General features: G+C 73.4%; 13 protein-coding genes and 1 other RNA gene. 2 read left to right on the top strand and 12 right to left on the bottom strand.

All coding sequences use genetic code 11. The annotated features are described in order from the left end of the window. Positions 1-223: 223 nt before the first annotated feature. The 7 genes from FHX73_RS17945 to ftsE all read right to left on the bottom strand — a co-directional run bounded on the left by FHX73_RS17945 (position 224) and on the right by ftsE (position 8,007). Positions 224-2,575 carry a HelD family protein gene (locus tag FHX73_RS17945; RefSeq protein ID WP_170304949.1) on the bottom strand — a complete coding sequence of 784 codons (2,352 nt, stop codon included), beginning with the start codon at positions 2,573-2,575 and terminating at the stop codon, positions 224-226. Positions 2,576-2,721: 146 nt separating this feature from the next. After that, positions 2,722-3,094: a transfer-messenger RNA gene (gene ssrA / locus FHX73_RS17940) on the bottom strand. A gap of 82 nt (positions 3,095-3,176) precedes the next feature. Then, complete coding sequence (locus tag FHX73_RS17935; protein WP_145905960.1) at positions 3,177-4,502, bottom strand: alpha/beta hydrolase; 1,326 nt, start codon at positions 4,500-4,502, stop codon at positions 3,177-3,179. Between the two features lie 116 nt (positions 4,503-4,618). Next, a complete protein-coding gene (smpB, locus tag FHX73_RS17930; protein ID WP_145905959.1) occupies positions 4,619-5,095 on the bottom strand; it encodes an SsrA-binding protein SmpB in 477 nt (158 codons plus the stop codon). Positions 5,096-5,140: 45 nt separating this feature from the next. After that, positions 5,141-6,277: a S41 family peptidase gene (locus FHX73_RS17925; protein WP_145905958.1), complete on the bottom strand. Its 1,137-nt coding sequence runs from the start codon at positions 6,275-6,277 to the stop codon at positions 5,141-5,143. A 73-nt stretch (positions 6,278-6,350) separates the two neighbouring features. Then, entirely contained in the window at positions 6,351-7,265 is a 915-nt protein-coding gene (gene ftsX / locus FHX73_RS17920) for a permease-like cell division protein FtsX (RefSeq protein WP_145905957.1), read from the bottom strand. A 52-nt stretch (positions 7,266-7,317) separates the two neighbouring features. After that, positions 7,318-8,007 (bottom strand): cell division ATP-binding protein FtsE, encoded by a 690-nt coding sequence (ftsE, locus tag FHX73_RS17915; protein ID WP_145905956.1) that lies wholly within the window; start codon positions 8,005-8,007, stop codon positions 7,318-7,320. A 396-nt stretch (positions 8,008-8,403) separates the two neighbouring features. Between ftsE and FHX73_RS17910 the strand changes: the two genes are divergently transcribed. After that, positions 8,404-8,601, top strand: a complete 198-nt coding sequence (locus FHX73_RS17910; RefSeq protein WP_145905955.1) for a hypothetical protein — start codon at positions 8,404-8,406, stop codon at positions 8,599-8,601. Between the two features lie 67 nt (positions 8,602-8,668). Here the strand turns inward: FHX73_RS17910 and prfB are convergent, their stop codons facing one another. From prfB to FHX73_RS17895, 3 genes are all read right to left on the bottom strand, one after another. After that, on the bottom strand, positions 8,669-9,778 hold the full coding sequence (prfB, locus tag FHX73_RS17905) for a peptide chain release factor 2 (RefSeq protein WP_145905954.1): 1,110 nt from the start codon (positions 9,776-9,778) through the stop codon (positions 8,669-8,671). Between the two features lie 16 nt (positions 9,779-9,794). Continuing rightward, a complete protein-coding gene (locus FHX73_RS17900) occupies positions 9,795-11,117 on the bottom strand; it encodes a serine/threonine-protein kinase (RefSeq protein ID WP_145905953.1) in 1,323 nt (440 codons plus the stop codon). 184 nt (positions 11,118-11,301) lie between these two features. Beyond that, on the bottom strand, positions 11,302-13,134 hold the full coding sequence (locus FHX73_RS17895; RefSeq protein ID WP_145905952.1) for a serine/threonine-protein kinase: 1,833 nt from the start codon (positions 13,132-13,134) through the stop codon (positions 11,302-11,304). Positions 13,135-13,435: 301 nt separating this feature from the next. Here FHX73_RS17895 and FHX73_RS17890 point away from each other — a divergent pair, with 301 nt between their 5' ends. Next, positions 13,436-16,129: an FtsK/SpoIIIE domain-containing protein gene (locus tag FHX73_RS17890; RefSeq protein ID WP_145905951.1), complete on the top strand. Its 2,694-nt coding sequence runs from the start codon at positions 13,436-13,438 to the stop codon at positions 16,127-16,129. Positions 16,130-16,207: 78 nt separating this feature from the next. Here FHX73_RS17890 and FHX73_RS17885 read toward each other — a convergent pair whose 3' ends face one another. After that, positions 16,208-21,154 carry an NAD-glutamate dehydrogenase gene (locus FHX73_RS17885; RefSeq protein ID WP_145905950.1) on the bottom strand — a complete coding sequence of 1,649 codons (4,947 nt, stop codon included), beginning with the start codon at positions 21,152-21,154 and terminating at the stop codon, positions 16,208-16,210. A gap of 349 nt (positions 21,155-21,503) precedes the next feature. After that, on the bottom strand, positions 21,504-23,135 hold the full coding sequence (gene pruA / locus FHX73_RS17880) for an L-glutamate gamma-semialdehyde dehydrogenase (RefSeq protein WP_145905949.1): 1,632 nt from the start codon (positions 23,133-23,135) through the stop codon (positions 21,504-21,506). Between the last annotated feature and the right edge of the window lie 47 nt (positions 23,136-23,182).

The raw sequence follows: 23,182 nt of genomic DNA, 5'->3' as shown, positions 1-23,182 counted from the left end.
TGCCTCACGGGGCCGATGGGTTACATTGGACGAGACACCGGCTCGATCCAAGCCCCCGGGCCCAACCTTAGTCGCTTCGAGCGACCACTTGCCGCGAGGCGAGCATGGCGGGTCGGTGTCACCAACGTACGACTGTGGCCCCCACCTCCGGTGGGGGCCACAGTCGTTGACGCACGGTCGGTTCCTGACGCCGGGTCGGGGAGAGCCGACCCGGCGTCAGGACTCAGCGCAGCAGCGCCGGCACGCCCGCGGTGTCGGGCAGGTCGTCCGGCCCGGAGAGCACGGTGAGCCGCTGGGTGGCCCGGGTCAGCGCGACGTAGAGCACTCGCAGCCCGGCCTCCGACTCCCCCGCGATGCCGGTCGGGTCGGCCACCACCGTGGCGTCGTACTCCAGGCCCTTGGCCTCCAGGCTGCCCAGCGCCACCGCCCGGGCGCCCAGCCCGGCCACCCACTCGGCCGCCTCGGCCCGCCGGTCCATCGGCACCACCACGGCCACCGTGCCCTCGACCTCGGCCAGCAGCCGGACCAGCTCGGCCCGGGCCGCCGCCGCGAAGGCGGCCGGCGCCGGGTCGGCCACCGCGGCGAACCTCGGCACCGTTCCGGTCGAGCGCACGGCGCGCGGCGAGGGCGTGCCGGGCGCGGCGAGCGCCAGCACCTTGGCCGCCACGTCGGCGATCTCCGCCGGGTTGCGGTAGTTCACGGTCAGCGTGTGGCGCCGGCGCGGCTTTCCGCCGAGCACCTCGTCCAGCGCCTCCTGGGCCTCCCGCGGGAACGGCCAGGAGCTCTGCGCCGGGTCGCCGACGATGGTCCAGGTGGCCGAGCGGCTGCGCCGGCCGATCATCCGCCACTGCATCGGGGTGAGGTCCTGCGCCTCGTCCACGATCACGTGCGCGTACTCGGTGCGCTCCACCGGGAGCCTCCCCCAGCCTCCGGCCGGGGGGACCCCCATGCGCGTGCGCGAGGTCCGGTCGGCGAAGGTGGTCACCTCGTCCAGGCCGGTCAGCAGGTCCATCGCGTCCACCTCGCGGACCCTCGGCCGGGCCGGCTCGCCGAGCAGCTGCTGCAGCTCGTCCAGCAGCGCCACGTCGTGCGCCGAGAGCCCGCCCTCGCCGCGGTCGTCCAGGTGCCGCCAGGAGGCGGCCAGCAGCCGGGCCTCCTCGGGCGTGACGGTGCGCCGGGCGATCCGGTTGGTGTGCTTGGCGCTGCGGAGCGAGGCCAGCACCTGACGCGGGGTCAGCACCGGCCACCAGGCCTGCAGGAAGTCCTGGAACGGCTGCTCGTCCGAGACGTACTCGTCGAACGCCTCCTTCTCCTCCTGGCGCTGTTCCCGGCCGTAGTGGTCGGTGGGCTTGGGCAGGTCGCGCACCGCCTCGGACCAGAGCGCGTCCAGCAGCAGCCGGCGGGCCCGCGGGCGCAGCAGGTTGAGCGGGGTCCCGCCGCCGCCCACCACGTTGCCCCGCACGACCCGCAGCCGGGCCGCGTCCAGCCGCAGCACCTCGCCCCGGGCCACCACCTTCAGCTCGGTCGGCGCGCCCAGCTCGACGGACCCCCGGGCGGCCCGGCGCAGCAGCTGGACCATCCGGGCCGAGCCCTTGATCCGGGAGACCTCGGGCGCGTCGTAGCGGTCCGCCTCGATCCCGTCCACCAGGCTGCCGACCGCGCGGATCGCCACCTGGCCCTCCTCGCCGAGCGAGGGCAGCACGCCCTCGGTGTAGGAGACCAGCAGCGGGGTCGGGCTGACCACCAGGATCCCGCCCGCGTACCGCCGGCGGTCCTGGTAGAGCAGGAAGGCGGCCCGGTGCAGCGCGACTGCGGTCTTCCCGGTGCCGGGGCCGCCGGTGACCAGGGTCGCGCCGGCGGCGGGCGCCCGGATCACCTCGTCCTGCTCCTTCTGGATCGAGGAGACGATGTCCCGCATGCTGTGGCTGCGGGCCCGGCCGAGCGAGGCCATCAGCGCGCCGTCGCCGATCACCGCCAGCTCCTCGCCGTCCAGCACCGGGGCCAGGTCGGGGCGGAGCAGGTCGTCCTCGACGCCGATCACCCGGCGGCCCTTGGAGCGGATCACCCGGCGGCGCAGCACCCGGCCCGGCTCCAGCGGGGTGGCCCGGTAGAACGGCGCGGCGGCGGGCGCCCGCCAGTCGATCACCAGCGGGCCGAACTCGGCGTCCAGCACCCCGAGCCGGCCGATGTGCAGGCTCTGCGCCACGTTCGGGTCCGCCGGGTCGAGCGGGGTGAAGGACGGGATGCCGTGCTCCTCCGGCGCGTCGGCCTGTTGCAGGTCGATCCGCCCGAAGAGGAAGTCCTCGAACTCGTTGTTCAGCCGGTTCAGGTGGGCGCCGGCCCGGTAGACCTGGGCGTCGCGCTCGGCGAGCGCGCCAGGTGTACCGACCTGGACCCGCTTGGCGGCGTCCTCCAGGACGTACTCGGCCTCGGCCAGCTTCTCCTCCAGCCGCCGGTAGACGGTGTCGAGGTGCCGCTGCTCGCCGGCGATCTCGCGCTCCCGCAGGCCCTCTGCGGCTGCTGCGGGATCGGCGGTGCTGGTGTCGGCTGCGTGCGGTCTGCCGTGCGCTCCCAAGGGTGCCCCTGAACTACGTCGTGCGATGGATTCTGGCCGGTTGGCGGCGCCGCCGTCCGAAGTCGGCGGACAGAAGATCCTACGGCACGCGGCCGGAAACACGAAGGCCGCCCTCCGGTTGGAAGGCGGCCCGCATGCACATGGGATGGTGGAGATGCCGGGAATCGAACCCGGGTCCAGTGGAGTGGATTCAGGACTTCTCCGAGCGCAGTCCGCTGTGCTTTTCTCGGCCCTGGCGGTCACACGGACAAGCCACCAACAGGCCCAGTTACTGTTTGGTTTCCCAGCCGCCCCCGTAACCGGGGCGGACGGTTCAGTTCCCTAGATTAAGCCAGGATCCGGGTCGGGAACTCCCACGGTCTGACTCCTTGGCTACTCGCTGCTCAGGCAGCGAGCGCGAAGGTCTCGCGCTTAGTATTGGCGATTATTTTTTTGCGACAGATGGTTAACGAGATCATTGCCGCGTTCCTCGGCTCGCTTCTCCTGTTTCGACGTCCCCTGTCGAAACCGATCATCCCCATGTTGTGTTGAGAAACAGCGCCGGTCAGGACCGGTGGTGCTGGGACCATGGTACGCGGACCGCCGGGGGCGGTCCAGCGGGTTACGCCTTGGGGGTGGCGGGGGGCGGGGCCGAGGGGCGGCCCGGCTGCGGGGCCGAGGGCTGGCCCTGGTGCGGGCCCGGGGTGCCGAGCTGCTGGGCCAGCCAGGGCAGGGCCTGGGCGAAGGCCCCGGAGGCGAACTGCCAGACGTGCCGGCCCGGCTCCACCAGCACCTCGGTGCGGATCCCGTCCTTGCGGGCCGCCGCGCCCAGCTCCTTCTGCTGGGTCACGTGGGCGGTCTCCTGGTCGCCGCTCTCGAACCAGCCGGAGACGCCGTCCTTGTACTTGGGGTGGTGGGCCAGCACGGTCATCGGGTCGTGCGCGGCCCAGGCGGCCGCGTCGCCGCCGTACAGCTTGGCGATGGTCTGCTGCTTGTCGCCGGTGTTGGGGCCGAGGTCGCCGGAGATGTCCTCGAAGTGGGTGAACACGCCGGGGTGCTCCACCGTCAGGTCCACCGCGCAGGTTCCGCCCATCGACCAGCCGACCACGCCCCACTTGCGCGGGTCGGTGGCGGTCCCGAAGGTCTTCTCGATGTACGGCGGGACGTCCTTCACCAGGTGGTCCTCGGCCTGCCCGGCCGGGCCGTTCACGCACTCGGTGTCCACCTTGAAGCCGCCGGTGGCGTCCGTGAAGACCATCACCGGGGCGAAACCGCCGTGACCGGCCGCGAAGGCGTCGGCGGTCTGCACCGCGTCGCCGGCCCGCACCCAGTTGTCCGGCGCGGCGAACTCGCCGCCGATCATCTCCAGCACCGGCAGCTTGGGCCGGGTCTTGCTGCGGAACCAGGCCGGCGGCAGGTAGACCAGCTCGGAGCGGTGCGCGAAGCCGCTGGCGGTGTCGGGTATGTCCACCTGGACGATCCGCCCGGTGGTGGTCCTCCCGGTCAGCGAGGACAGCTGGTCCAGGCTCACCTGCTCGGGCAGCGGGGAGCCGGACAGCTCGCCGATCGCGTCGTCCAGGGTCGGGAAGTAGCCGGTGAAGGCGTTCAGCGCGTTGGCCCCCGCGACCAACGCGAGCAGCGCCGCCACCGGTGCCAGCACCCGGCGCCACCACCGCGCGCCGCGCCAGCCGGCGGCCAGCACGGCGAACGCGGTCACGGCCGCGCCGAGCCAGCACCAGAGCGCGAAGGGCACCGGGTCGGTGAGCCCGCCGACCGTGCGGGCCAGCAACCAGAGGAGGGCGGTGGCCGCGACCGCCGCGGCGAGCGCGATCGGGCCGCGGCGCAGCCGCCAGCGACGGTCCCGCCACCCGATCGCACCGAGCAGCGCGGCGGCGGCCGCCAGCTGCACGGTCCACGGGAACCAGCCGTCCAACAACGAGACGTTCATGGGCCGCGATGCTACTGAGCGTAAATGAGCGCGGCCCCGGTTCCCCCGGTCGGCGGACGGTCCTGGGACGAACCTGGTACAGAGGACCGGCCCGACGGGGCCGGCCCGACGACCCGTCAGCCCTGCCGGCGGCGCGCGGCGGCGACCGCGCGGGCGGTCTCCCGGGTGTCCTGCTTCTCGCGCAGGGTCTGGCGCTTGTCGTACAGCTTCTTGCCGACCGCGAGGGCCAGCTCCAGCTTGACCCGGCCGTCCTTGAAGTACAGCGACAGCGGCACCAGGGTGTGGCCGGCGTCCTTGGTCTTCGCCTCCAGCTTGCGGATCTCCAGCTTGTGCAGCAGCAGCTTGCGCTTGCGCCGCGCCGAGTGGTTGGTCCACGTCCCCTGGAAGTACTCCGGGATGAAGACATTGTCGATCCACACCTCGCCGCCCTGGGTGTAGGCGTACCCGTCGACCAGGTTGGCCCGGCCCTCGCGCAGCGACTTCACCTCGGTGCCGGTGAGCACCATTCCGCACTCGTAGGTGTCGAGGATGGTGTACTCGTGTCGCGCCCGCTTGTTCTGCGCGATCAGCTTCTGTCCCGTTTCCTTTGCCATAGCACCGGCCATTCTCGCACCTCGGCCCGGTGCTCGGCAGCCGCTTTACCGGCCGCCCGACGGGTCGGGGCCCAGGCCGGTCAGCACGTGCAGGGCCAGCCGCTCGGCCGCCGCCGGATCGGCCGCCGGCACGTCGGGCAGCAGGCCGGTGCCGTCCGGGGAGCGGCCCTGCGGGGTGTAGTAGCGGCCGACGGTGCGTTCCAGCACCGAGCCGTCGGCCAGCCGGGTCGGCTGCTGCACGGTGCCCTTGCCGAAGGTCCGGGTGCCGACCAGCACCGCGCGGCAGCGGTCCTGCAGCGCGCCGGCCAGCAGTTCGGCCGCGCTCATGGTGCCGCCGTCCACCAGCACCACCAGCGGGGTCGCGGTGTCGCCGCCGGGCGGCGCGGTCAGCTCCCGCAGCTCGCCGCCCACCTGGTAGGAGGCGATCGGCCCGCCGTCCAGGAAGACCGAGGCGGTGGCCGCCGCCTCGTCCAGCAGGCCGCCGGAGTTGCCGCGCAGGTCCAGCAGCACACCGCGGTGCGGGGTGCCGCGCAGCACGTCGCGGACCTGCTCGCCGACGCCGCTGGTGAAGGCGTGCACGCTGATCCGCAGCACCCCGGGGGCCGGCTGGTCCTGCTCGACGTCCTGCGCGGCCAGCACCGCCCGACCCACCGTCAGCTGCCGGACCGGTCCGCCCGGCCGGCGCACCGCCAGCAGCACCGAGGAGCCGGGGACGGCCGGGGCGCCGCCGTCCGCGCGGCCGCGCAGCCGGGCCACCACCTCGGTGACCGGCAGGCCGTCCACCGGGGTCCCGTCCACCGCGAGCAGCCGGTCGCCGGCCGCGATCCCCGCCCGGTCGGCCGGGGAGCCGGCCGGCACCTCGGCGATCACCGTGCCGCCGTCCTGGGCGCGGTCCACGACCAGGCCGACGCCCAGGTACTGGCCGTCCAGCCCGCGGGCGAAGTCGGCGTAGTCCTGGGCGCTGTAGTAGGCGGCCCAGCGGTCGGAGCCGCTGGCCACCAGGTGCTCGGCCTGGTCCGGGGAGAGCGCGGCGGGTGCCGCGTCCGCCGATCCGGGCCGGCCCGGCAGCGGCGCGGCGCGGTCGCCCCAGGCGCCGGCCGCCGACCCGCCGACCAGCAGCAGGCCGAACACCACGGTCAGCCCGGCTCCCCGGCGCGCCGCCCGCCACGAGCTTGCGGTCATGCTCCCGGAGTGTAGGCGCCCGGCCTGCCGCTGGGGCTCCGAACGCCTCAACACCACGGGTGGTGACGGTCCCTCAGACCTTGAGGTACTTGCGCAGGGTGAGGAAGGCCGCCACCGCGGCCATCGCCATGCCGGCCACCATCAGCAGCGGGATCACCTGGAGCACCGAGGAGAGCCCGATGAACTGGATGAACTGCACCCGGTGGGCCAGCCAGTGCTGCACGCCGAAGTTACCCAGCAGCAGCAGGCCGGAGGCCAGTACCGCGCCCAGGAGTGCCGCGAACGCCGCTTCGGCGATGAACGGCATCTGGACGTAGAAGTTGGAGGCGCCGACCAGTCGCATGATGCCGGTCTCACGCCTTCGACTGAAGGCCGACACCCGGACCGTGTTGACGATCAGTAGCAGCGCCACCGAGAGCATCAACAGCATGATCACGAAGGCCGCGGTCTGCAGGCCGTTCAACAGGCCGAACAGGTTCTCCAGGATCTGCCGTTGGTCCTCGACCGAGCGCACGCCCTTCTGCCCGGCGAACTGGCTCTGGATGATGTCGAACCGGGTCGGGTCCTGGAGTTTGACCCGCCAGGAGGACGGGATCGCGTCGGCGCCCAGCACGGAGACCAGGGCGCTGTCCGGATTCATGTCCTTCCAGTGCTTGTAGGCCTCGGCCTGGGTCTCGAAGGTCGAGTTCTTCACCACCGACGGGGTCAGCTTGTCGAGCCCCGCCTTGACCGCGGCGATCTCGTCGTCGGTGGCCGCGCCGTCGGCGCACTGCGGGGCGGTCTTGGCATCCGCCTTCGTACAGAAGTAGATGCTCACCTCGACCTTGTCGTACCAGTACCCCTTCATGGAGTTGACCTGGTCGCGGACGAGGAGGGAGGCCCCGGCGAGGGCGAGGGAGAGCGCGACGCTGACCACGACGGCGATGGTCATGGTCAGGTTGCGGCGGAGACCCACACCGATCTCCGACAGGACGAACTGGGCGCGCATGGCTTTCAATACTCCAAGGTCAAGGCAGGCGTGCTGTGACAGGGCGCCAGCGTCAGTGCTGGTATCCGTAGACGCCGCGGGCCTGGTCGCGGACCAGCAGACCCTTGTCGAGCTCGATGACGCGCTTGCGCATCTGGTCCACGATGGCCTGGTCGTGAGTGGCCATCAGCACCGTGGTCCCGGTGCGGTTGATCCGGTCGAGCAGCTTCATGATGCCGACCGAGTTCTGCGGGTCGAGGTTTCCGGTCGGCTCGTCCGCGATCAGCAGCATCGGACGGTTGACGAAGGCCCGGGCGATCGCCACGCGCTGCTGCTCACCACCGGAGAGCTCACCCGGCATCCGGTCCTCCTTACCGCCGAGGCCGACCAGGTCGAGCACCTCGGGCACCACCTTGTTGATGGCGCTCTTCGGCTTGCCGATGACCTCCAGCGCGAACGCCACGTTCTGCGCCACGGTCTTGTTCGGCAGCAACCGGAAGTCCTGGAACACGGTGCCCAGTTGGCGCCGCATGTGGGGCACCTTCCAGTTGGACAGCTTGCCCAGGTCCTTGCCCAGCACGTGCACCTCGCCGGTGGACGGGCGCTCCTCGCGCAGGCACAGCCGCAGGAAGGTGGACTTGCCCGAGCCGGAGGAGCCGACCAGGAAGACGAACTCGCCCTTCTCGATCTCCAGCGAGACCTCCGACAGGGCGGGGCGGTTCTGCTTGGGATAGGTCTTGGAAACGTTGTCGAATCTGATCACGGCTGCATCACGGAGGCCATCCTAGGTGGAGTCCCCGACCCCACCGTCCGGGCGGGGGCGGGCGGGCGGAGCGGCCCCGGGCCGTCTCCCCCGGCTTGGGACCATACGCGACCGCCACCCGGCCGCGCAGGGTACGCCCACGAAACACCTGACGGATTGTCCAAATCCGTACTGGTATGACCAGAAAATTGCGAGCCATTTCACAGCGCCCCGGCTACCCAGCGCAGTCCGCTTCGACGGCCCGGGCGCCGGAAGCCGGAGAACCTGGCAGAGTAGAGAGGAGAGCCGCGGGTGCGGCGGCCCGATCCGACTCCGCCGAGCGGGGCGGGAACGGGAACCAACCGGCCACCCGGTGCGTTGATATGGGCAGCGCAGTAAAGGCAAGGAGGAGATCGCATGACGTGCGACCATCTGGTGTGCGCCAACTGCGCGGGCCGCGTGAGCGAGGGCCGTTGCCCGGTGTGCCGCGCCCATCGCGCTCGGATGCAGGAGCAGCAGCAGGGCCTGTTCGGCTCGCTGACTCCCGCCGCGCTGCTCGCCCTGCTGGCGGGGCTGTTCGCGGTGGCGCTGATCTGCCGGCAGGCACTGGCCTGACGCCACGGGAAACGTGAAAGGGAGAGGGCCCCAGTCCTGGGGCCCTCTCCCTTTTGTCCACCTGTGCTTACTCGGCGGTCTCGCGCTGCTTGCGCCAGCGGATGCCCGCCTCGATGAAGCCGTCGATGTCGCCGTCCAGCACCGCCTGCGGGTTGCCGACCTCGAACTCGGTGCGCAGGTCCTTGACCATCTGGTACGGGTGCAGCACGTAGGAGCGCATCTGGTTGCCCCAGGAGCTGCCGCCGTCCTTGAGCGCGTCCATCATGGCCTTCTCCTCCTGGCGGCGCCGCTCCAGCAGCTTGGCCTGGAGGACGTTCATCGCCGAGGCCTTGTTCTGGATCTGCGAGCGCTCGTTCTGGCAGGAGACCACGATGCCAGTCGGCAGGTGGGTGATCCGGACCGCCGAGTCGGTGGTGTTGACGCCCTGGCCGCCGGGGCCGGAGGCGCGGTACACGTCCACCCGCAGGTCGCCCTCGTCGATCGCGACGTGGTCGCTCACCTCGACGACCGGGAGCACCTCGACACCGGCGAACGAGGTCTGCCGGCGGCCCTGGTTGTCGAACGGCGAGATGCGGACCAGGCGGTGGGTGCCCTGCTCGACCGAGAGGGTGCCGTAGGCGTAGGGGCTCTTCACGGTGAAGGTGGCGGACTTGATGCCGGCCTCCTCCGCGTAGGAGGTGTCGTAGACCTCGGTCGGGTAGCCGTGCCGCTCGGCCCAGCGCAGGTACATCCGCATCAGCTGCTCGGCGAAGTCGGCGGCGTCGACGCCACCGGCCTCGGCGCGGATGTTCACCAGCGCCTCGCGGGCGTCGTACTCGCCCGAGAGCAGGGTGCGGACCTCAAGCTCCTCGACCGCCTTGCGGACCGAGGCCAGCTCGGTCTCCGCCTCCGCCCGGGTCTCCGCGTCGGCCATCTCCTCGGCCAGCTCGAACAGCACGCCGACGTCCTCGATGCGCTTGCGCATCGTCTCCACCCGGCGCAACTCGCCCTGCAGGAAGGAGAGCCGGCTGGTCACCTTCTGGGCGTTCACCACGTCGTCCCAGAGGTTGGGGGCGGCTGCCTCCTCCTCCAGGCGTTCGATGTCGGCCCGGATCTTGTCCAGGTCGAGGACGGCCTCGATCGACCCCATGGTCGTTTCGAGGTTCTTGAGCTCTTCGGAAGGATCGACGGCTGCCACGCCACCAGCCTAATGGTTAGCCGGGTGCGCCGGGACCGACCGGTACCCCCTGCGCTGCCGGCCCGAGCACCCGGGCCGGTGCGGCGGCCCCCGAGCCGTGCCGGTGGCCGCCGCCGGCGAAGGCGGAGTAGGCGGCCGCCGCCCCGGCCAGCAGCAGCACCACGGCCAGCAGCACCGCGAGCATCCGGCGGCGGCGGACCAGCGCCCGCCGGCCGTTGCGGTGCGCGGCGGCCGGGGCGGTGCGCTGGGCCCGGGACTGGGCCGCGTAGCCGGCCAGTTCCTGCGGCGAGGGCCGGCGCAGGCTGGTGTGGGTGTCCCGGGCGTCCCGGGCCGCGTCGGGGGCGGCGGGCACCAGCGGCACGGCCGGGCCGCGCCGGCGGCGGTGGGCGCCGGTGCCGGTCTCGGCCTCCGCGTAGACCGCCTCGGCCAGCGTGGTGGGCTCGGCGCCGGCCTGGCGGCCGGGGGCCGCCAGCTCGTCGGGGGCGCGCTGGGCCGGCAGCGCCAGCGGCGGGAGGCCGGCCAGTGCGGGCAGTTGCTCGCGCAGGCGGTCGGCCAGTTCGGCCGCGCGCAGCCGGGAGGCCGGGGCCTTGGCCAGGCACTCGGAGATGATCCGCCACAGCCCGTCCGGCAGGCCGGGCACCGGCGGCACGCTCTCGGTGACGTGCCGGCGCAGCACCGCGCCGGTGTGGCCGCCGCCGAACGGCGTGAAGCCGGCCAGCAGTTCGTAGAGCACGGTGGCCAGCGCGTAGATGTCGACGGCGGCGCGCGGCTCCAGGCCCTCGATGATCTCCGGGGCCAGGTAGTCGGGGGTGCCGATGATCCGGGTGGCCCGGGTCCGGCGCGGGGCGTCCACCAGCCGCGCGATGCCGAAGTCGGTCAGCTTGGCCCGGGGCGCGCCGCCCGGGCCGGGCGGCGCGGCCAGGTCGAGCATCACGTTCTCCGGCTTGACGTCCCGGTGCACGATGCCGGCCGCGTGCGCGGCGGCCAGGCCGTCGGCGACGTCGGCGATCACCGAGGCGGCGGCCTGCGGGCTGAGCACGCCCTCGCGCTCCAGCCGGGAGCGCAGATCGGTGCCGTGCACCAGCTCCATCACCAGGGCCAGGTCGTCGCCGTCCACCACCATGTCGCGGACCCCGACCACCCGGGGGTGGTCCAGGCTGGTGAGCGCGGCCCGCTCCTGCACGAAGCGGCCGACCAGCACCTGGTCACCGGCCAGGTCCTCGCGCAGCAGCTTCACGGCGACCGGGCCGTCCGGCCCCTCGCCCAGCCAGACGGTCCCGGCGGAGCCCCGGCCGATCACCTGGTGCACGGTGTACCGGCTGCCGATCTTTCGTGCCAAGGCTGCTCCGTTGGGGCGGCGGGAGCGCTCCGGATGCCGTCCGCCGGCCCCTGAGCACTCGACAGGTCTGTGCGTCGCGGACCAACCTACGCGGATCCGGGGCGGCGGGGGGACCTCCGGACGGCCATTGTCGACAAATTGTCAATCTTGATCGTCCGGTGATGCGGCGTCACTCCCGGTGACGTCACTTCCCGGTGATGGAGTGCCAGGTGCTGCTGACCCAGCCGGACACCTGGTCGTACCAGCCGTGCACGTCGTCCCAGTAGTGCGGGAGCGGGGTGAAGTTCCACAGCGCCAACGCGGCGATCGCCAGGATCAGCAGCACCATCAGGCAGCCCTTGAGACAGCCCAGGCCCGGGATGTACATCCGGTTTCGGCTGCGCGGACGGGGCTCCCGGCGCTGGCGCGGCTCGTGCACCGGCGGCTCCGCCTCGCGCGGGGCCGGCGGCTCGTAGCGGCGCTCCGGCGCCCGGGGCGGCGCGCCGCCGGGGGGCACCTCCCGGCCGCCGGGCTGGGGGCGTCGCTCGGCGTAGCGGTCGGGCTCGCCGTACGAGCCGTTGCCGTAGCGGCCCGGCTCCGGCTGCGGCCGGCGCGCCTGGTACGGCGGCGGGGCCACCGGCGGGCGCTCCGGCCGGCCGCCGGCGGGCTGGCCGCCCTGCTGCGGGCGCGGCGGGCGCTGGCCCGGACCGCCCTGGTAGCCGGCAGGCTGGCCGCCGCCCTGGTAACCGCCGGGCTGGCCGCCCTGGTAGGGGCGCGGGGCCTGCTGCGGCTGCTCGTACTCCTGCGCGGTGAAGACCTGGGTCGCCTGGTTGCGGTCGCGGGCCGCGCGCAGCTGGGTCTGCCACGGGTGCGGGCCGTCCGGCTGGGCCGGCGGCTGCTGCGGCGCCCCGGGGTTCGGCAGCGGCTGGGCGGGCGGCATCAGCCGGGTGCCCTCGGCGCCGGCCGGCATCACCCTGGTCCCGTCCGGCAGGCCCGGCTGCTGGCCGCCGGGCAGCACCTGGGTGGCGGCCGCGGGGTCGTACTGCGGGGCCATCACCCGGGTCGGGTCGCCCGCGCCGTCCGGCAGGGTCGGCTGGTGACCGGTGCCGGGCACCACGGTCGGCTGCGCGGGCGGCAGCAGCAGCGCGCCCACCGCCAGCGCCGCGTCCACCGCGGCCGGCGAGGCGTGCACCCCGACCCCGGCCGCGACCACCCGCAGCGCGTGGGCGAGCGCGGTGGCGCCCGGCCGCTGGCCCGGGTCCTTGCGCAGGCAGCGCTCGACCACGGTCCACAACGGCTCCGGCACGCCGGGCGGGCGGACCGGCTCCTGGGTGAGGTGGGCCTGCAGCACCTGGAGCGCGCCGTCGCCCTGGAACGGCGGGCGGCCGGTGGTCAGCTCGTAGAGCATGATCCCGGCGCCGTAGATGTCGACCGCCTCGGTCTGCGGCCGGCCGGCGGCGGACTCGGGGGCGACGTAGCTGGGGGTGCCGACGAACTCGCTGGTCCTGGTGATCCCCGGGGAGTCGGCGAGCCGGGCGATGCCGAAGTCGGTGAGCAGCGGGCGCAGCACCTCGCCGCCGGCCTCGGACACGGTGGCGAGCAGCACGTTGGCGGGCTTGAGGTCGCGGTGCACCACGCCGTCGGCGTGGCTGGCCGCCAGCGCGTCGGCGATCTGGGCCATCAGCAGCGCGGCGGAGATCGGGCTGAGCGGGCCGTTGGCGCGCAGGTAGCGGTGCAGGTCGGGCCCGTCCACCAGGTCCATCACCAGCGCCAGCAGCTCGCCCTCGACCACCAGGTCGCGGACCCGGACGATGTTGGGGTGGTTGAGCCGCAGCAGCACCGAGCGCTCGCGCAGGAAGCGCAGCACGATGTCCTGGTCGGTGGCGAGCTCCTCCTTGAGCACCTTGATCGCGACCGGCTGGCCGGGGGCCGGCTCGGTCTGGCCGGCGTCCTCGCGGACGCGTCCGCGCCAGACCGTGCCCATGGCACCGCGCCCGAGCGTCTCCTCGATCAGATACTTGCTGCCGACCGGCCGCACGTGGTGCTCTCCTCGCTCTGTGGAGCCTGCCGGCGGGCGGCAGCCCGCGCGTGCGGCAACTCTAACGGTGCCGGGGCCGGTCGGCCCCGGGGAGGCGGGGGCGGTTGCCCCGGGGTGCCTTGACCTGATGGCCCGTCCGCTCCACCATGACCATGATCACAAGATCGTCAAATCCGGTACGGTGCGCGGACGGTCAGCGCCTGGTGGCAGGATGACTCCAGCACCACTGCGGCGCGCTCCTGCGGACCACACTCACTCACGAGCTCGCACTCATCACGAGCAGAGGGGAACCCCGGGCGAGATGCAGATCCGGCTGACGGTCCTCCGGCCCCGCACGGGCCCAGGCGCGCCCGCCACCGCCACCGACGTGCTGGTCACCGCCCCCGTCGGGACGGCGCTCGGGGCGCTCTCGGTGGCGCTGGCCGGCGCGGTCGGCGTGCGGGGGCCGCGCAGCGCCACCCACGTGCACCTCTACGCCGGATCCGAACGGATCGACGACCGCACCCCGCTCGGCCACCCCCCGCTGCTGGACGGCGCACTGCTCTCGCTCGGCGAGCCCGACCCGCAGGCCCAGGCCGCGCCCGCCGGGGCCGCCGCCGAGCTGCGGGTGGTCGGCGGCCCGGACGCCGGCGGCGTGCACCGCCTGCACGGCCGGCAGATCCGCCTCGGCCGGTCCAGCGAGGCCGACGTGCCGCTGGACGACCCGGACGTCTCCCGGATGCACCTCGCGCTCCAGCTCGCCGCCGACGGCTCGGTCACCGTGCACGACCTCGGCTCCACCAACGGCACCCTGCTGGACGGCCGCCCACTGGCCGAGGAGCCGCAGCCGCTGCCTCCCGGCGCGCTGCTGCGGCTCGGCGAGTCGACCGTGGCGCTGGCCGCCGCGCCCGAGCAGGCCCGCGCCACCACGCCCGACGGGCTCGGCCACCTCCAGGTCGGCCCGCCCGCCCCGCCCGCCGTCCGCCCGGCCGGCCAGGCCGAGGAGCAGCCCCCGCCGGCCGCGCCGAGCACCCCCAGCCGCACCCGCTCGCTGCTCTCCCGCACCCTCGGCCGGACCGCCCCGACCGCCGCCCCGGCCGACCCCGCGCTGCAACTGCAGCGGGCCCGGGAGCGCCAGGCCGCCGCGCTGCGCGAGCGCTTCCCCGACCCGGCCGCGCTGCTGCTCGGTGCGCTCGGCCCCGGCCCGCGGCTGTGGGAGCGGTTGCCGGCCCACCCTGACGCCCTGGTGGTCCGGCTCGGCACCGCCGACCTGCCCACCCGGCTCGGCGGCGCGGCCGCAGCCCCGGACGAGGCCCCGGAGGCCCTGCTGCCCGCCGTCCCGGTCACCGTGGAGCTCGCCGCCGGCGGGCTCGGCCTGGCCGGCCCGCGCGAGCGGCTGCTCGGCCTGGCCCGGGCGCTGCTCGCCCAGCTGACCGTGCTGCACCCGCCCAGCGGCCTGAGCCTGGTGGTGATCAGCGCGGACGGCCGGGCGGCCGCGGAGCAGCGCGCCGAGGACTGGTCCTGGGCGCTGTGGCTGCCGCACCTGCGGCCCACCCGGGGCCAGGACTGCCGGCTGCTCTTCGGCCTCGACCCGGCCCAGGCCGAGCAGCGGCTCACCGAGCTGCTGGCCGACCCGGAGCCGGTCGGCCCCACCGTGCTGCTGGTGGACGGCGACCCGGGCTCGGCGGCGGCCCGCGAGGCGCTGGCCCGGCTGCTGCGCGGGGGCCACGCCGTGCACCCGGTCTGCCTGGCCGAGGCCCCCGACCAGTTGCCGCCGGGCCTGGGCGCCACCGCGGTGATCACCGGCGAGGTGGCCACCCAGCTGAGCCTGCGCGGCCCGCGCCCGGTGGAGGGGGCCGCGCTGGACGCCGTCTCGCCCGCCTGGGCCGAGCGGCTGGCCCGGGCGCTGGCACCGCTGCGGGAGACCGCACCGGTCTCCCGCGGGCCGATCCCCGAGGCGCTGCGGCTGCTGGACCTGCTGGAGCTGGACACCGTCACCCCCGCGAAGCTCTCCGCCCGCTGGGCGGGCCTGCCGAGCACCACCGGCACCGCCAGCGCGCTGCTCGGCACCACCCGCGACGACCTGTGCACCGTGGAGCTGGCCAACGCCGAGCTGCCCGAGCAGCAGCACGTGCTGGTCGGCGGGGCGCGCGGGGCCGGCAAGAGCGAGCTGCTGCGCACCCTGGCCGCCTCGCTGGCGGTCGGCGAGCGGCCGGACCGGCTGTCGCTGCTGCTGATCGGCGGCGCGGGCCCCTCGCTGGCCGCCTGCGCCGAACTGCCGCACGTCGGCGCGGTGCTGGACGCCGCCGCCGACCCCCGGCAGGCGCTGCTGACCGCCGAGGCACTGCTGGACGAGCTGACGCACCGTGAGGAGCTGTTCCGCGGGCGTCCGTTCGCGGCCTGGTACGCCGAGCAGGCGCTCAGGAGCACGGTCGTCGCCCCGCGCGGCGCCACACCGGCCACCGGCCCGGCCGCCCCGCCCGCCGCCGTGGCCACCGCCACCGCGCCGCCGCCCCGGCTGGTCGTGGTGGTGGACGACTACGACGAGCTGCTCGCCCCGCAGTCCCCCGCCGGCCGACCGCTGGCCCGGGCGCTGGCCGCGGTGGCGCAGCGCGGCGGCCGGCTCGGCGTGCACCTGGTGGCCGCCACCGGGCGCCCCGAGCTGACGGTCGGCACCGAGGTGGACAACGCCGCGCAGTGGCGGATCGCGCTGCGCACCGACCACCCCGGCGACTCCGACCTGCTGGTGCACGTGGACGACGCCGCCGCGCTGCCCGACAGCACCCCGGGCCGGGGCTACCTGCGCCGGCCGGACGGCGCGGTGCTGGCCTTCCAGACCGCCCGGATCACCGGCCGGATCCCGCGCACCGCGACGCTGCGCCCGACCGTGGTCGCGCTCGACCCGGCCCAGCTCGGCACCCCGCCGACCCGGCGCCCGGTCCGCGAGCTGGGCAACGGGCCGACCGACCTGGCCCTGCTGGCCAGCGCCCTGCAGCGGGCCGCGGCGAGCGGCTAGCCAGGCCCGCGCGGACAGAAAAGCGGCGGGGCCGCACCTCCCTGGGAGGTGCGGCCCCGCCGTTTCGGCTGTCCGGTGTCAGCCCATCGAACCGGTGCGCAGCAGGGTGCGGATCACCCGCATCGCGACCGAGAGGCTGGACAGCTCGTAGGTGTCCGAACCCCTTATGTCGTCGAGGGTGGTCTGCGCGCGGGTCAGCAGGGTGCCGTTCTCCTCGGCCCAGGCCTGGTAGCGCTCGGACGGCGTGGCGCCCTCCGGGCCGCAGGCCAGCACGTCCGCGGTGAGCTGGGAGTGCGCGGCGAACAGGTCCTCGCGGATCGAGGCGCGGGCCATCGAGGACCACCGGTCGGTGCGCGGCAGCTCGATGATCCGGTCCAGCAGGTGGGCGATGCCCAGCCGGTCGCCCAGGTCGTAGTAGAGCTCGGCGACCTCGGTGACGTCCTTGCCGGCCCGGTCCGCGACGACCGTGATGTCCAGGGTCGGGAAGGCCGAGGAGAGGCCCGCGACCCGGGTGGCCAGCGCGTCCGGCACGCCCGCCTCGGTCAGCTCGGAGTGGATCCGCTGGAACCAGGACTGGTCCTCGCCGTGCAGCGGCTTGGGCAGGCTGGTCCACACCTGGTCGACCCGCGCCTGGAAGAACGCGATGGTGGCGGCGATGTCCAGCGGCTGGCGGCGGTTGTTGAGCATCCACCGGGTGGCCCGCTCGACCAGGCGGCGGGAGTGCAGCCGCATCCGGGTCGCCACCTCGGCCGGCACCTGGTTGTCCAGGCCCTCGACCGCGTCCCAGATCTGCTCCAGGCCGAAGACCGCGCGGGCCGCGGTGTGGGTGCGGGCGATCTCCTCGTAGGTCGCGCCGGTCTCCTCGCGCAGCCGGAAGGCGAAGGTGCAGCCACCGCGGTTGATCGTGTCGTTGACGATCAGGGTGGTGATGATCTCCCGGCGCAGCGCGTGGTTGTCCACCGCCTCGGTGAACTTCTCCCGCAGCTTGGTCGGGAAGTAGAGGTGCAGGGTGTCCCGGAAGTACGGGTCGTCCGGCAGCCCGGTGGCCAGCAGCTCCTCGGACAGGGTGATCTTGGTGTAGGCGAGCAGCACCGCGAGCTCGGGCTGGGTGAGCCCGAAGCCGTTGGCCTGACGCTCCTTCAGCTGGCGCTCGCTGGGCAGGAACTCCAGCGCGCGGTCGAGCTGGCCGTCGGCCTCCAGCTTGTTGATCATGCGGGAGTGCACGTTGATCATGCTGTGCGCCTGGGCCACCGCGTTGGCCAGCACCACGTTCTGCGCGTAGTTGTTGCGCAGGACGAGGTGGCCGACCTCCTCGGTCATCTCGGCCAGCAGGGTGTTGCGCTGCTTGACCGTCATGTCGCCGTCGGCGACCACCTGGTTCAGCAGGATCTTGATGTTGACCTCGTGGTCCGAGGTGTCCACGCCGGCCGAGTTGTCGATCGCGTCGGTGTTGATCCAGCCGCCCGAGCCGGCCGGGCCGCCGGCCTGGGCGTACTCGATCCGGCCGAACTGGGTGCAGCCGAGGTTGCCGCCCTCGCCGATCACCCGGGCCCGGACCTGGCCGCCGTTGACCCGGATCGCGTCGTTGGCCTTGTCGCCGACGTCCGCGTTGGTCTCCCGCTCGGCCTTGATGTAGGTGCCGATGCCGCCGTTCCAGAACAGGTCCACCGGGGCCTGCAGGATCGCCTTCATCAGCTCGGCCGGGGTCAGCTTGGCCGTCGCGATGCCGAGCGCCGCCCGGGCCTGCGCGCTGAGCTGGATCGACTTGGCGGAGCGCGGGAAGACGCCGCCGCCGGCCGAGATCAGCGACTTGTCGTAGTCGTCCCAGGAGCTGCGCGGCAGGTCGAAGAGCCGGCGCCGCTCGGCGTAGGAGCCGGCCGCCTCCGGGTTCGGGTCGATGAAGATGTGCCGGTGGTCGAAGGCGGCCACCAGCCGGATGTGCTCGCTGAGCAGCATGCCGTTGCCGAACACGTCACCGGACATGTCGCCGATGCCGACCACGGTGAAGTCCTCGGCCTGGGTGTCCACGCCCAGCTCGCGGAAGTTGCGCTTGACCGACTCCCAGGCGCCGCGGGCGGTGATGCCCATGCCCTTGTGGTCGTAGCCGGCCGAGCCGCCGGAGGCGAACGCGTCGCCCAGCCAGAAGCCGTACTCCTCCGCCACGCCGTTGGCGATGTCGGAGAAGGTGGCGGTGCCCTTGTCGGCGGCGACCACCAGGTAGGTGTCGTCCTCGTCGTGCCGGACCACGTCCACCGGGCGGACGACCTGACCGCCCTTCAGGTTGTCGGTGATGTCCAGCAGCGCCGAGATGAAGGTCTTGTACGCCGAGATGCCCTCGGCCAGCCAGGCGTCCCGGTCCACCGACGGGTCCGGCAGCTGCTTGGCGACGAAGCCGCCCTTGGCGCCGACCGGCACGATCACGGTGTTCTTGACCATCTGGGCCTTGACCAGGCCGAGGATCTCGGTGCGGAAGTCCTCGCGCCGGTCGGACCAGCGCAGGCCGCCGCGGGCGACCTTGCCGAAGCGCAGGTGCACGCCCTCCACCTGGGGCGAGTAGACCCAGATCTCGAAGGCGGGGCGCGGGGCCGGCAGGTCCGGGATGGCGTGCGGGTCGAACTTCATCGACACGTACGCGTGCCACTCGCCGGTCGCGGTGCGCTGGAAGAAGTTGGTCCGCAGGGTGGCCTTGATCAGGTGCAGGAAGGAGCGCAGGATCCGGTCCTCGTCCAGCGAGACGACCTCGTCCAGCGCGCCGGCCAGCTCCTCCAGGATGGCCTCGCCCAGCTCGCCCGCGCCCAGCTGGTGACTGGGGCTCAGCCGGGCCTCGAAGAGGTTGACCAGCAGGCGGGTGGTGTGGGCGTTGTTGCGGAGGGCGTCCTCCATGTAGTCCTGCGAGAAGGTCGAGCCGGCCTGCCGCAGGTACTTGGCGTAGGCGCGCAGCACCATGGCCTGACGCCAGTTCAGCCCGGCGGTCAAGATCAGGCCGTTGAAGCCGTCGTTCTCGGCGCGGCCGGTCCAGGTGGCGGCGAAGGCCTCCTGGAAGCGCTCGCGGGCCTCGTCGGTCAGCTCGGTGGCCTCGCGCAGCTTGAGGCCGAAGTCGTAGACCCACGCGGTGGTGGCGTCCGAGCGGCGCAGCGCGTACGGGTGCTCGTCCAGCACCTCGACGCCGAGCCGCTGCAGCACCGGCAGCACCTCGGTCAGCGAGATCGGGCCGCCGACCCGGTAGATCTTGAAGCGGCGCTCGTCGTCGCCGGCGCCGACCGGCTGGTACAGGTTGAGCCGGAAGTCGCCCTCGCCGTGCAGCGACTCGATCTGCTTGAGGTCGGCCACCGCGGTGCGGGCGGTGAAGTCGGCCCGGTAGCCGTCCGGGAAGGCGTTGGCGTACTTGTGCGCCAGTTCGGCGGCCCGCTCCTCGCCCAGCTCGACGTGCAGCTGGTCGTTGAAGCCGTCCATCCAGAACCGGGCGGCCTCGGCCAGCTTGCCCTCGATCCGCTCGACCTCGGACTCGGTCAGCTCGGTCAGCTCGCTGCCCGGGGCGACCCGGACCACGAAGTGCAGGCGGGTCAGCACCGACTCGGTCGCGTAGACCGTGTAGTCGATCGCGGCGCCGTTCAGCTCCTGCATCAGGATGTCCATCAGGCGCAGCCGGATGCGGGTGGTGTAGCGGTCGCGCGGCAGGTAGACCAGCGCGGAGAAGTAGCGGCCGTACTCGTCCTGGCGCAGGAACAGCCGCAGCTTGCGGCGCTCCTGCAGGTAGAGGACGCTGCCGGCGATCTGCAGCAGCTCCTCGGCCGGGGTCTGGAAGATCTCGTCGCGCGGGAAGGTCTCCAGGATCTGCAGCAGGTCGCGGCCGTCGTGGCTCTCCGAGGAGAAGCCGGAGCCGGTCACCACCTCCTGGACCTTGCGGCGCACCACCGGGATCCGGGTGACCGACTCGGTGTAGGCGGCGGAGGAGAACAGGCCGAGGAAGCGGCGCTCGCCGATCACGTTGCCGTTGGCGTCGAACTTCTTGACGCCGACGTAGTCCAGGTAGGCCGGGCGGTGCACGGTGGCCCGCGAGTTGGCCTTGGTCAGCACCAGCAGCTTCTTCTCGTGCGCCTTGGCGCGCACCGGCGCGGAGAGCCGGCCGAAGGACTCGCTGACCGGGTGGTGGTCGGTGTCGTGGCTGAGCGGGTCGGAGCGCAGGATGCCCAGGCCGGTGCCGGGGATCGCCCGCAGCACCTCCTCGCCCTCGTGCTCGACCAGGTCGTACTCGCGGTAGCCGAGGAAGGTGAAGTGGTCGTCGGCCAGCCAGCGCATCAGCTCCCAGGCCTCGCCGACCTCCTGCTCGGGCAGGTGGGCCGGGGGCTGCTCGGCGAGCTCGTCGGCCAGGCGCAGCGCGGAGGTGCGCATCTTCGCCCAGTCCTCGACCACCTCGCGGACGTCGCCCAGCACCCGGCGCAGGTCGGCCTCGATCTCGCGCAGGTCGGTGCGGTCGCTCTCGCGGTCGATCTCGATGTGCATCCACGACTCGACGGTCGCGTCGGCCGGCCACTCGGTGCCGCCGGCCTGGCTGCGGGCGCAGGCGTCGATGTCCAGGATCTCCAGCAGCTTGCCGGTGATGTCACGGCGGACCACCAGCTGGGGGTGGATCACCAGGTGGATCGCCCGGTCCTGCCGGGACAGCTCGTTGGTGACGGAGTCCACCAGGAACGGCATGTCGTCGGTGACCACCTCGACCACGGTGTGGCCGCTGGACCAGCCGTTCTCGTCCACGGTCGGGGTGGAGACGCGGACCTCGGCGGTGCCCTGCGGGCGCTTCAGGCCGAGCCGGTAGTGCGAGGCCGCCGCACCGTACACGTCCACCGGGTCGCGGTCGACCAGGTCGTCGGGTGCGGTGTGGAGGTAGTAGTGGTGCAGGTACGCGGTCAGAGCGCCGTTGCTCAGACCTTCCCCGGGCGCCGCTCCCCCCACCTGGCTGTGCTCGGCGGCTTCGGCCGCCTTCACGAGCAGTTCGGCCTTGGCCGCGTCCAGCTTGGTCTGCATGGCTTCTTGGCTCCTGTCGCGCGCCGTTGCGTGACTCGGTGGTGTCGGATGTACACCGCCGGCCCGGCCCCATCCTCCCGCACCGACCGGGCGAGAGGCGCTCAAGGCACGCTTAAAGGACACCTCGCCTGGGTACGACAGCCCTTTCGGCCTGTGGGATCCGTCCCGACGACGCCAGCCAGCCTAACCGGACCACAGCGGGGTGTCAGGCGACAGGGAGGCGCAAACCTGCAGGAAGACGGCGGGTTCCTGGACACAATGGCCACATTGGTCGCAGCCGATGGCCACCGTACGGGCGTGACCAGTGACGATTCCGATTCGTGCGCCCGCGCGCCCTCTGAACACGCTTTCACCCCATGTGCGGGTGGCCGACCGCGGTGGGCGGCACGAAGGTCTCCTTGACCGAGCGGGTGGAGGTCCAGCGGAGCAGGTTCTGCGCGGCGCCGGCCTTGTCGTTGGTGCCCGAGGCCCGGGAGCCGCCGAAGGGCTGCTGGCCGACCACCGCGCCGGTCGGCTTGTCGTTCACGTAGAAGTTGCCGGCCGCGAACCGCAGCACCTCCTGGGCCCGTGCGATGGCGAACCGGTCCTGGGCCACCACCGAGCCGGTCAGGCCGTACGGCGCGCCCCGGTCCACCAGGTCCAGCACCTCCTCCCAACCGTCGTCGGGGTAGACGTGCACGGCCAGGATCGGGCCGAAGTACTCGGTCCGGAAGACCTCGTTGCCCGGGTCGGTGCCGACCAGCACGGTCGGGCGGACGAACCAGCCGATCGCGTCGTCGTACTGGCCGCCGGCCACCAGTTCCACCGAGGGGTCGGCCTTGGCCCGCTCGATCGCCTCCCGGCACTTGGCGAAGGCCCGCCGGTCGATCAGCGCACCCATGAAGTTGGACAGGTCGGTGACGTCGCCCACCGTCAGGGCGTCGGTCTCGGCGATCACCCGGTCCCGGATCCGCGCCCACAGGCTGCGCGGCAGGAAGGCCCGGGAGAGCGCCGAGCACTTCTGGCCCTGGTACTCGAAGGCGCCCCGCAGCAGCGCGGTGCGCAGCACTTCCGGGTCGGCCGAGGGGTGCGCGACCAGGAAGTCCTTGCCGCCGGTCTCGCCGACGATCCGCGGGTAGCCGCGGTAGCCGTCGATGTTGTCGCCGATCTGCCGCCAGAGCCGGCGGAAGGTCGCGGTGGAGCCGGTGAAGTGCAGCCCGGCCAGGTGCGGGCTGCCCAGCGCCGCTTCGGAGACCGCCAGGCCGTCGCCGGTCACCAGGTTGATCACGCCGGGCGGCAGGCCGGCCGCCTCCAGCAGCCGCATCAGGTGGTGGGCGGCCAGGGTCTGGGTCGGCGCGGGCTTCCAGACCACGGTGTTGCCCATCAGCGCCGGGGCGGTCGGCAGGTTGCCGGCGATCGCGGTGAAGTTGAACGGGGTGACCGCGTAGACGAAGCCCTCCAGCGGGCGGTGGTCGGCGCGGTTCCACACCCCGGGCGAGGACTCCGGCTGCTCGGCCAGCAGCTGCCGGGCGAAGTGCACGTTGAACCGCCAGAAGTCCACCAGCTCGCAGGGCGCGTCGATCTCGGCCTGCTGCGCGGTCTTGGACTGGCCCAGCATGGTGGCGGCGGCCAGGGTCTCCCGCCAGGGGCCGGCCAGCAGTTCGGCGGCCCGCAGGAAGACCGCCGCCCGGTCGTCGAAGGAGAGCGAGCGCCAGCGCGGGCCCGCGTCCAGTGCGGCGGCCACCGCCTGCCGGGCGTCCTCGGCGGTGGCGTTGCCCAGCACGCCGAGCTTCGCCGCGTGGTGGTGCGGCTGGACCACGTCGATCCGTTCGCCGCCGCCGAGCCGCCGCTCGCCGCCGATGGTCATCGGCAGCGGGACGGGCTCGGCGGCCAGCTCCTCCAGCCGGGCCAGCAGGCGGGCCCGCTCCGGGCTACCGGGGGCGTAGCCGTGCACCGGCTCGTTGGCCGGCACGGGCACCTTGGTCACTGCGTCGAACGGCATGGGCGGGGCTGCTCCTCGCGTCTGGGGTCACGCCCAGACTGACGCGC

Origin of the sequence: Kitasatospora viridis (genome assembly GCF_007829815.1) — a bacterium.
Taxonomy (GTDB): Bacteria; Actinomycetota; Actinomycetes; order Streptomycetales; family Streptomycetaceae; genus Kitasatospora; species Kitasatospora viridis.
Note: the sequence above shows the minus strand (reverse complement) of the source record. Positions and strands in the feature narration are given on the sequence as shown.

Coding starts and splice junctions, on each gene's coding strand:
- FHX73_RS17890 (WP_145905951.1), top strand. CDS start 13,436: ATGCAGATCCGGCTGACGGTCCTCCGGCCCCGCACGGGCCCAGGCGCG.
- FHX73_RS17910 (WP_145905955.1), top strand. CDS start 8,404: ATGACGTGCGACCATCTGGTGTGCGCCAACTGCGCGGGCCGCGTGAGC.
- smpB (WP_145905959.1), bottom strand. CDS start 5,095: ATGGCAAAGGAAACGGGACAGAAGCTGATCGCGCAGAACAAGCGGGCG.
- FHX73_RS17885 (WP_145905950.1), bottom strand. CDS start 21,154: ATGCAGACCAAGCTGGACGCGGCCAAGGCCGAACTGCTCGTGAAGGCG.
- ftsX (WP_145905957.1), bottom strand. CDS start 7,265: ATGCGCGCCCAGTTCGTCCTGTCGGAGATCGGTGTGGGTCTCCGCCGC.
- FHX73_RS17935 (WP_145905960.1), bottom strand. CDS start 4,502: ATGAACGTCTCGTTGTTGGACGGCTGGTTCCCGTGGACCGTGCAGCTG.
- pruA (WP_145905949.1), bottom strand. CDS start 23,135: ATGCCGTTCGACGCAGTGACCAAGGTGCCCGTGCCGGCCAACGAGCCG.
- FHX73_RS17925 (WP_145905958.1), bottom strand. CDS start 6,277: ATGACCGCAAGCTCGTGGCGGGCGGCGCGCCGGGGAGCCGGGCTGACC.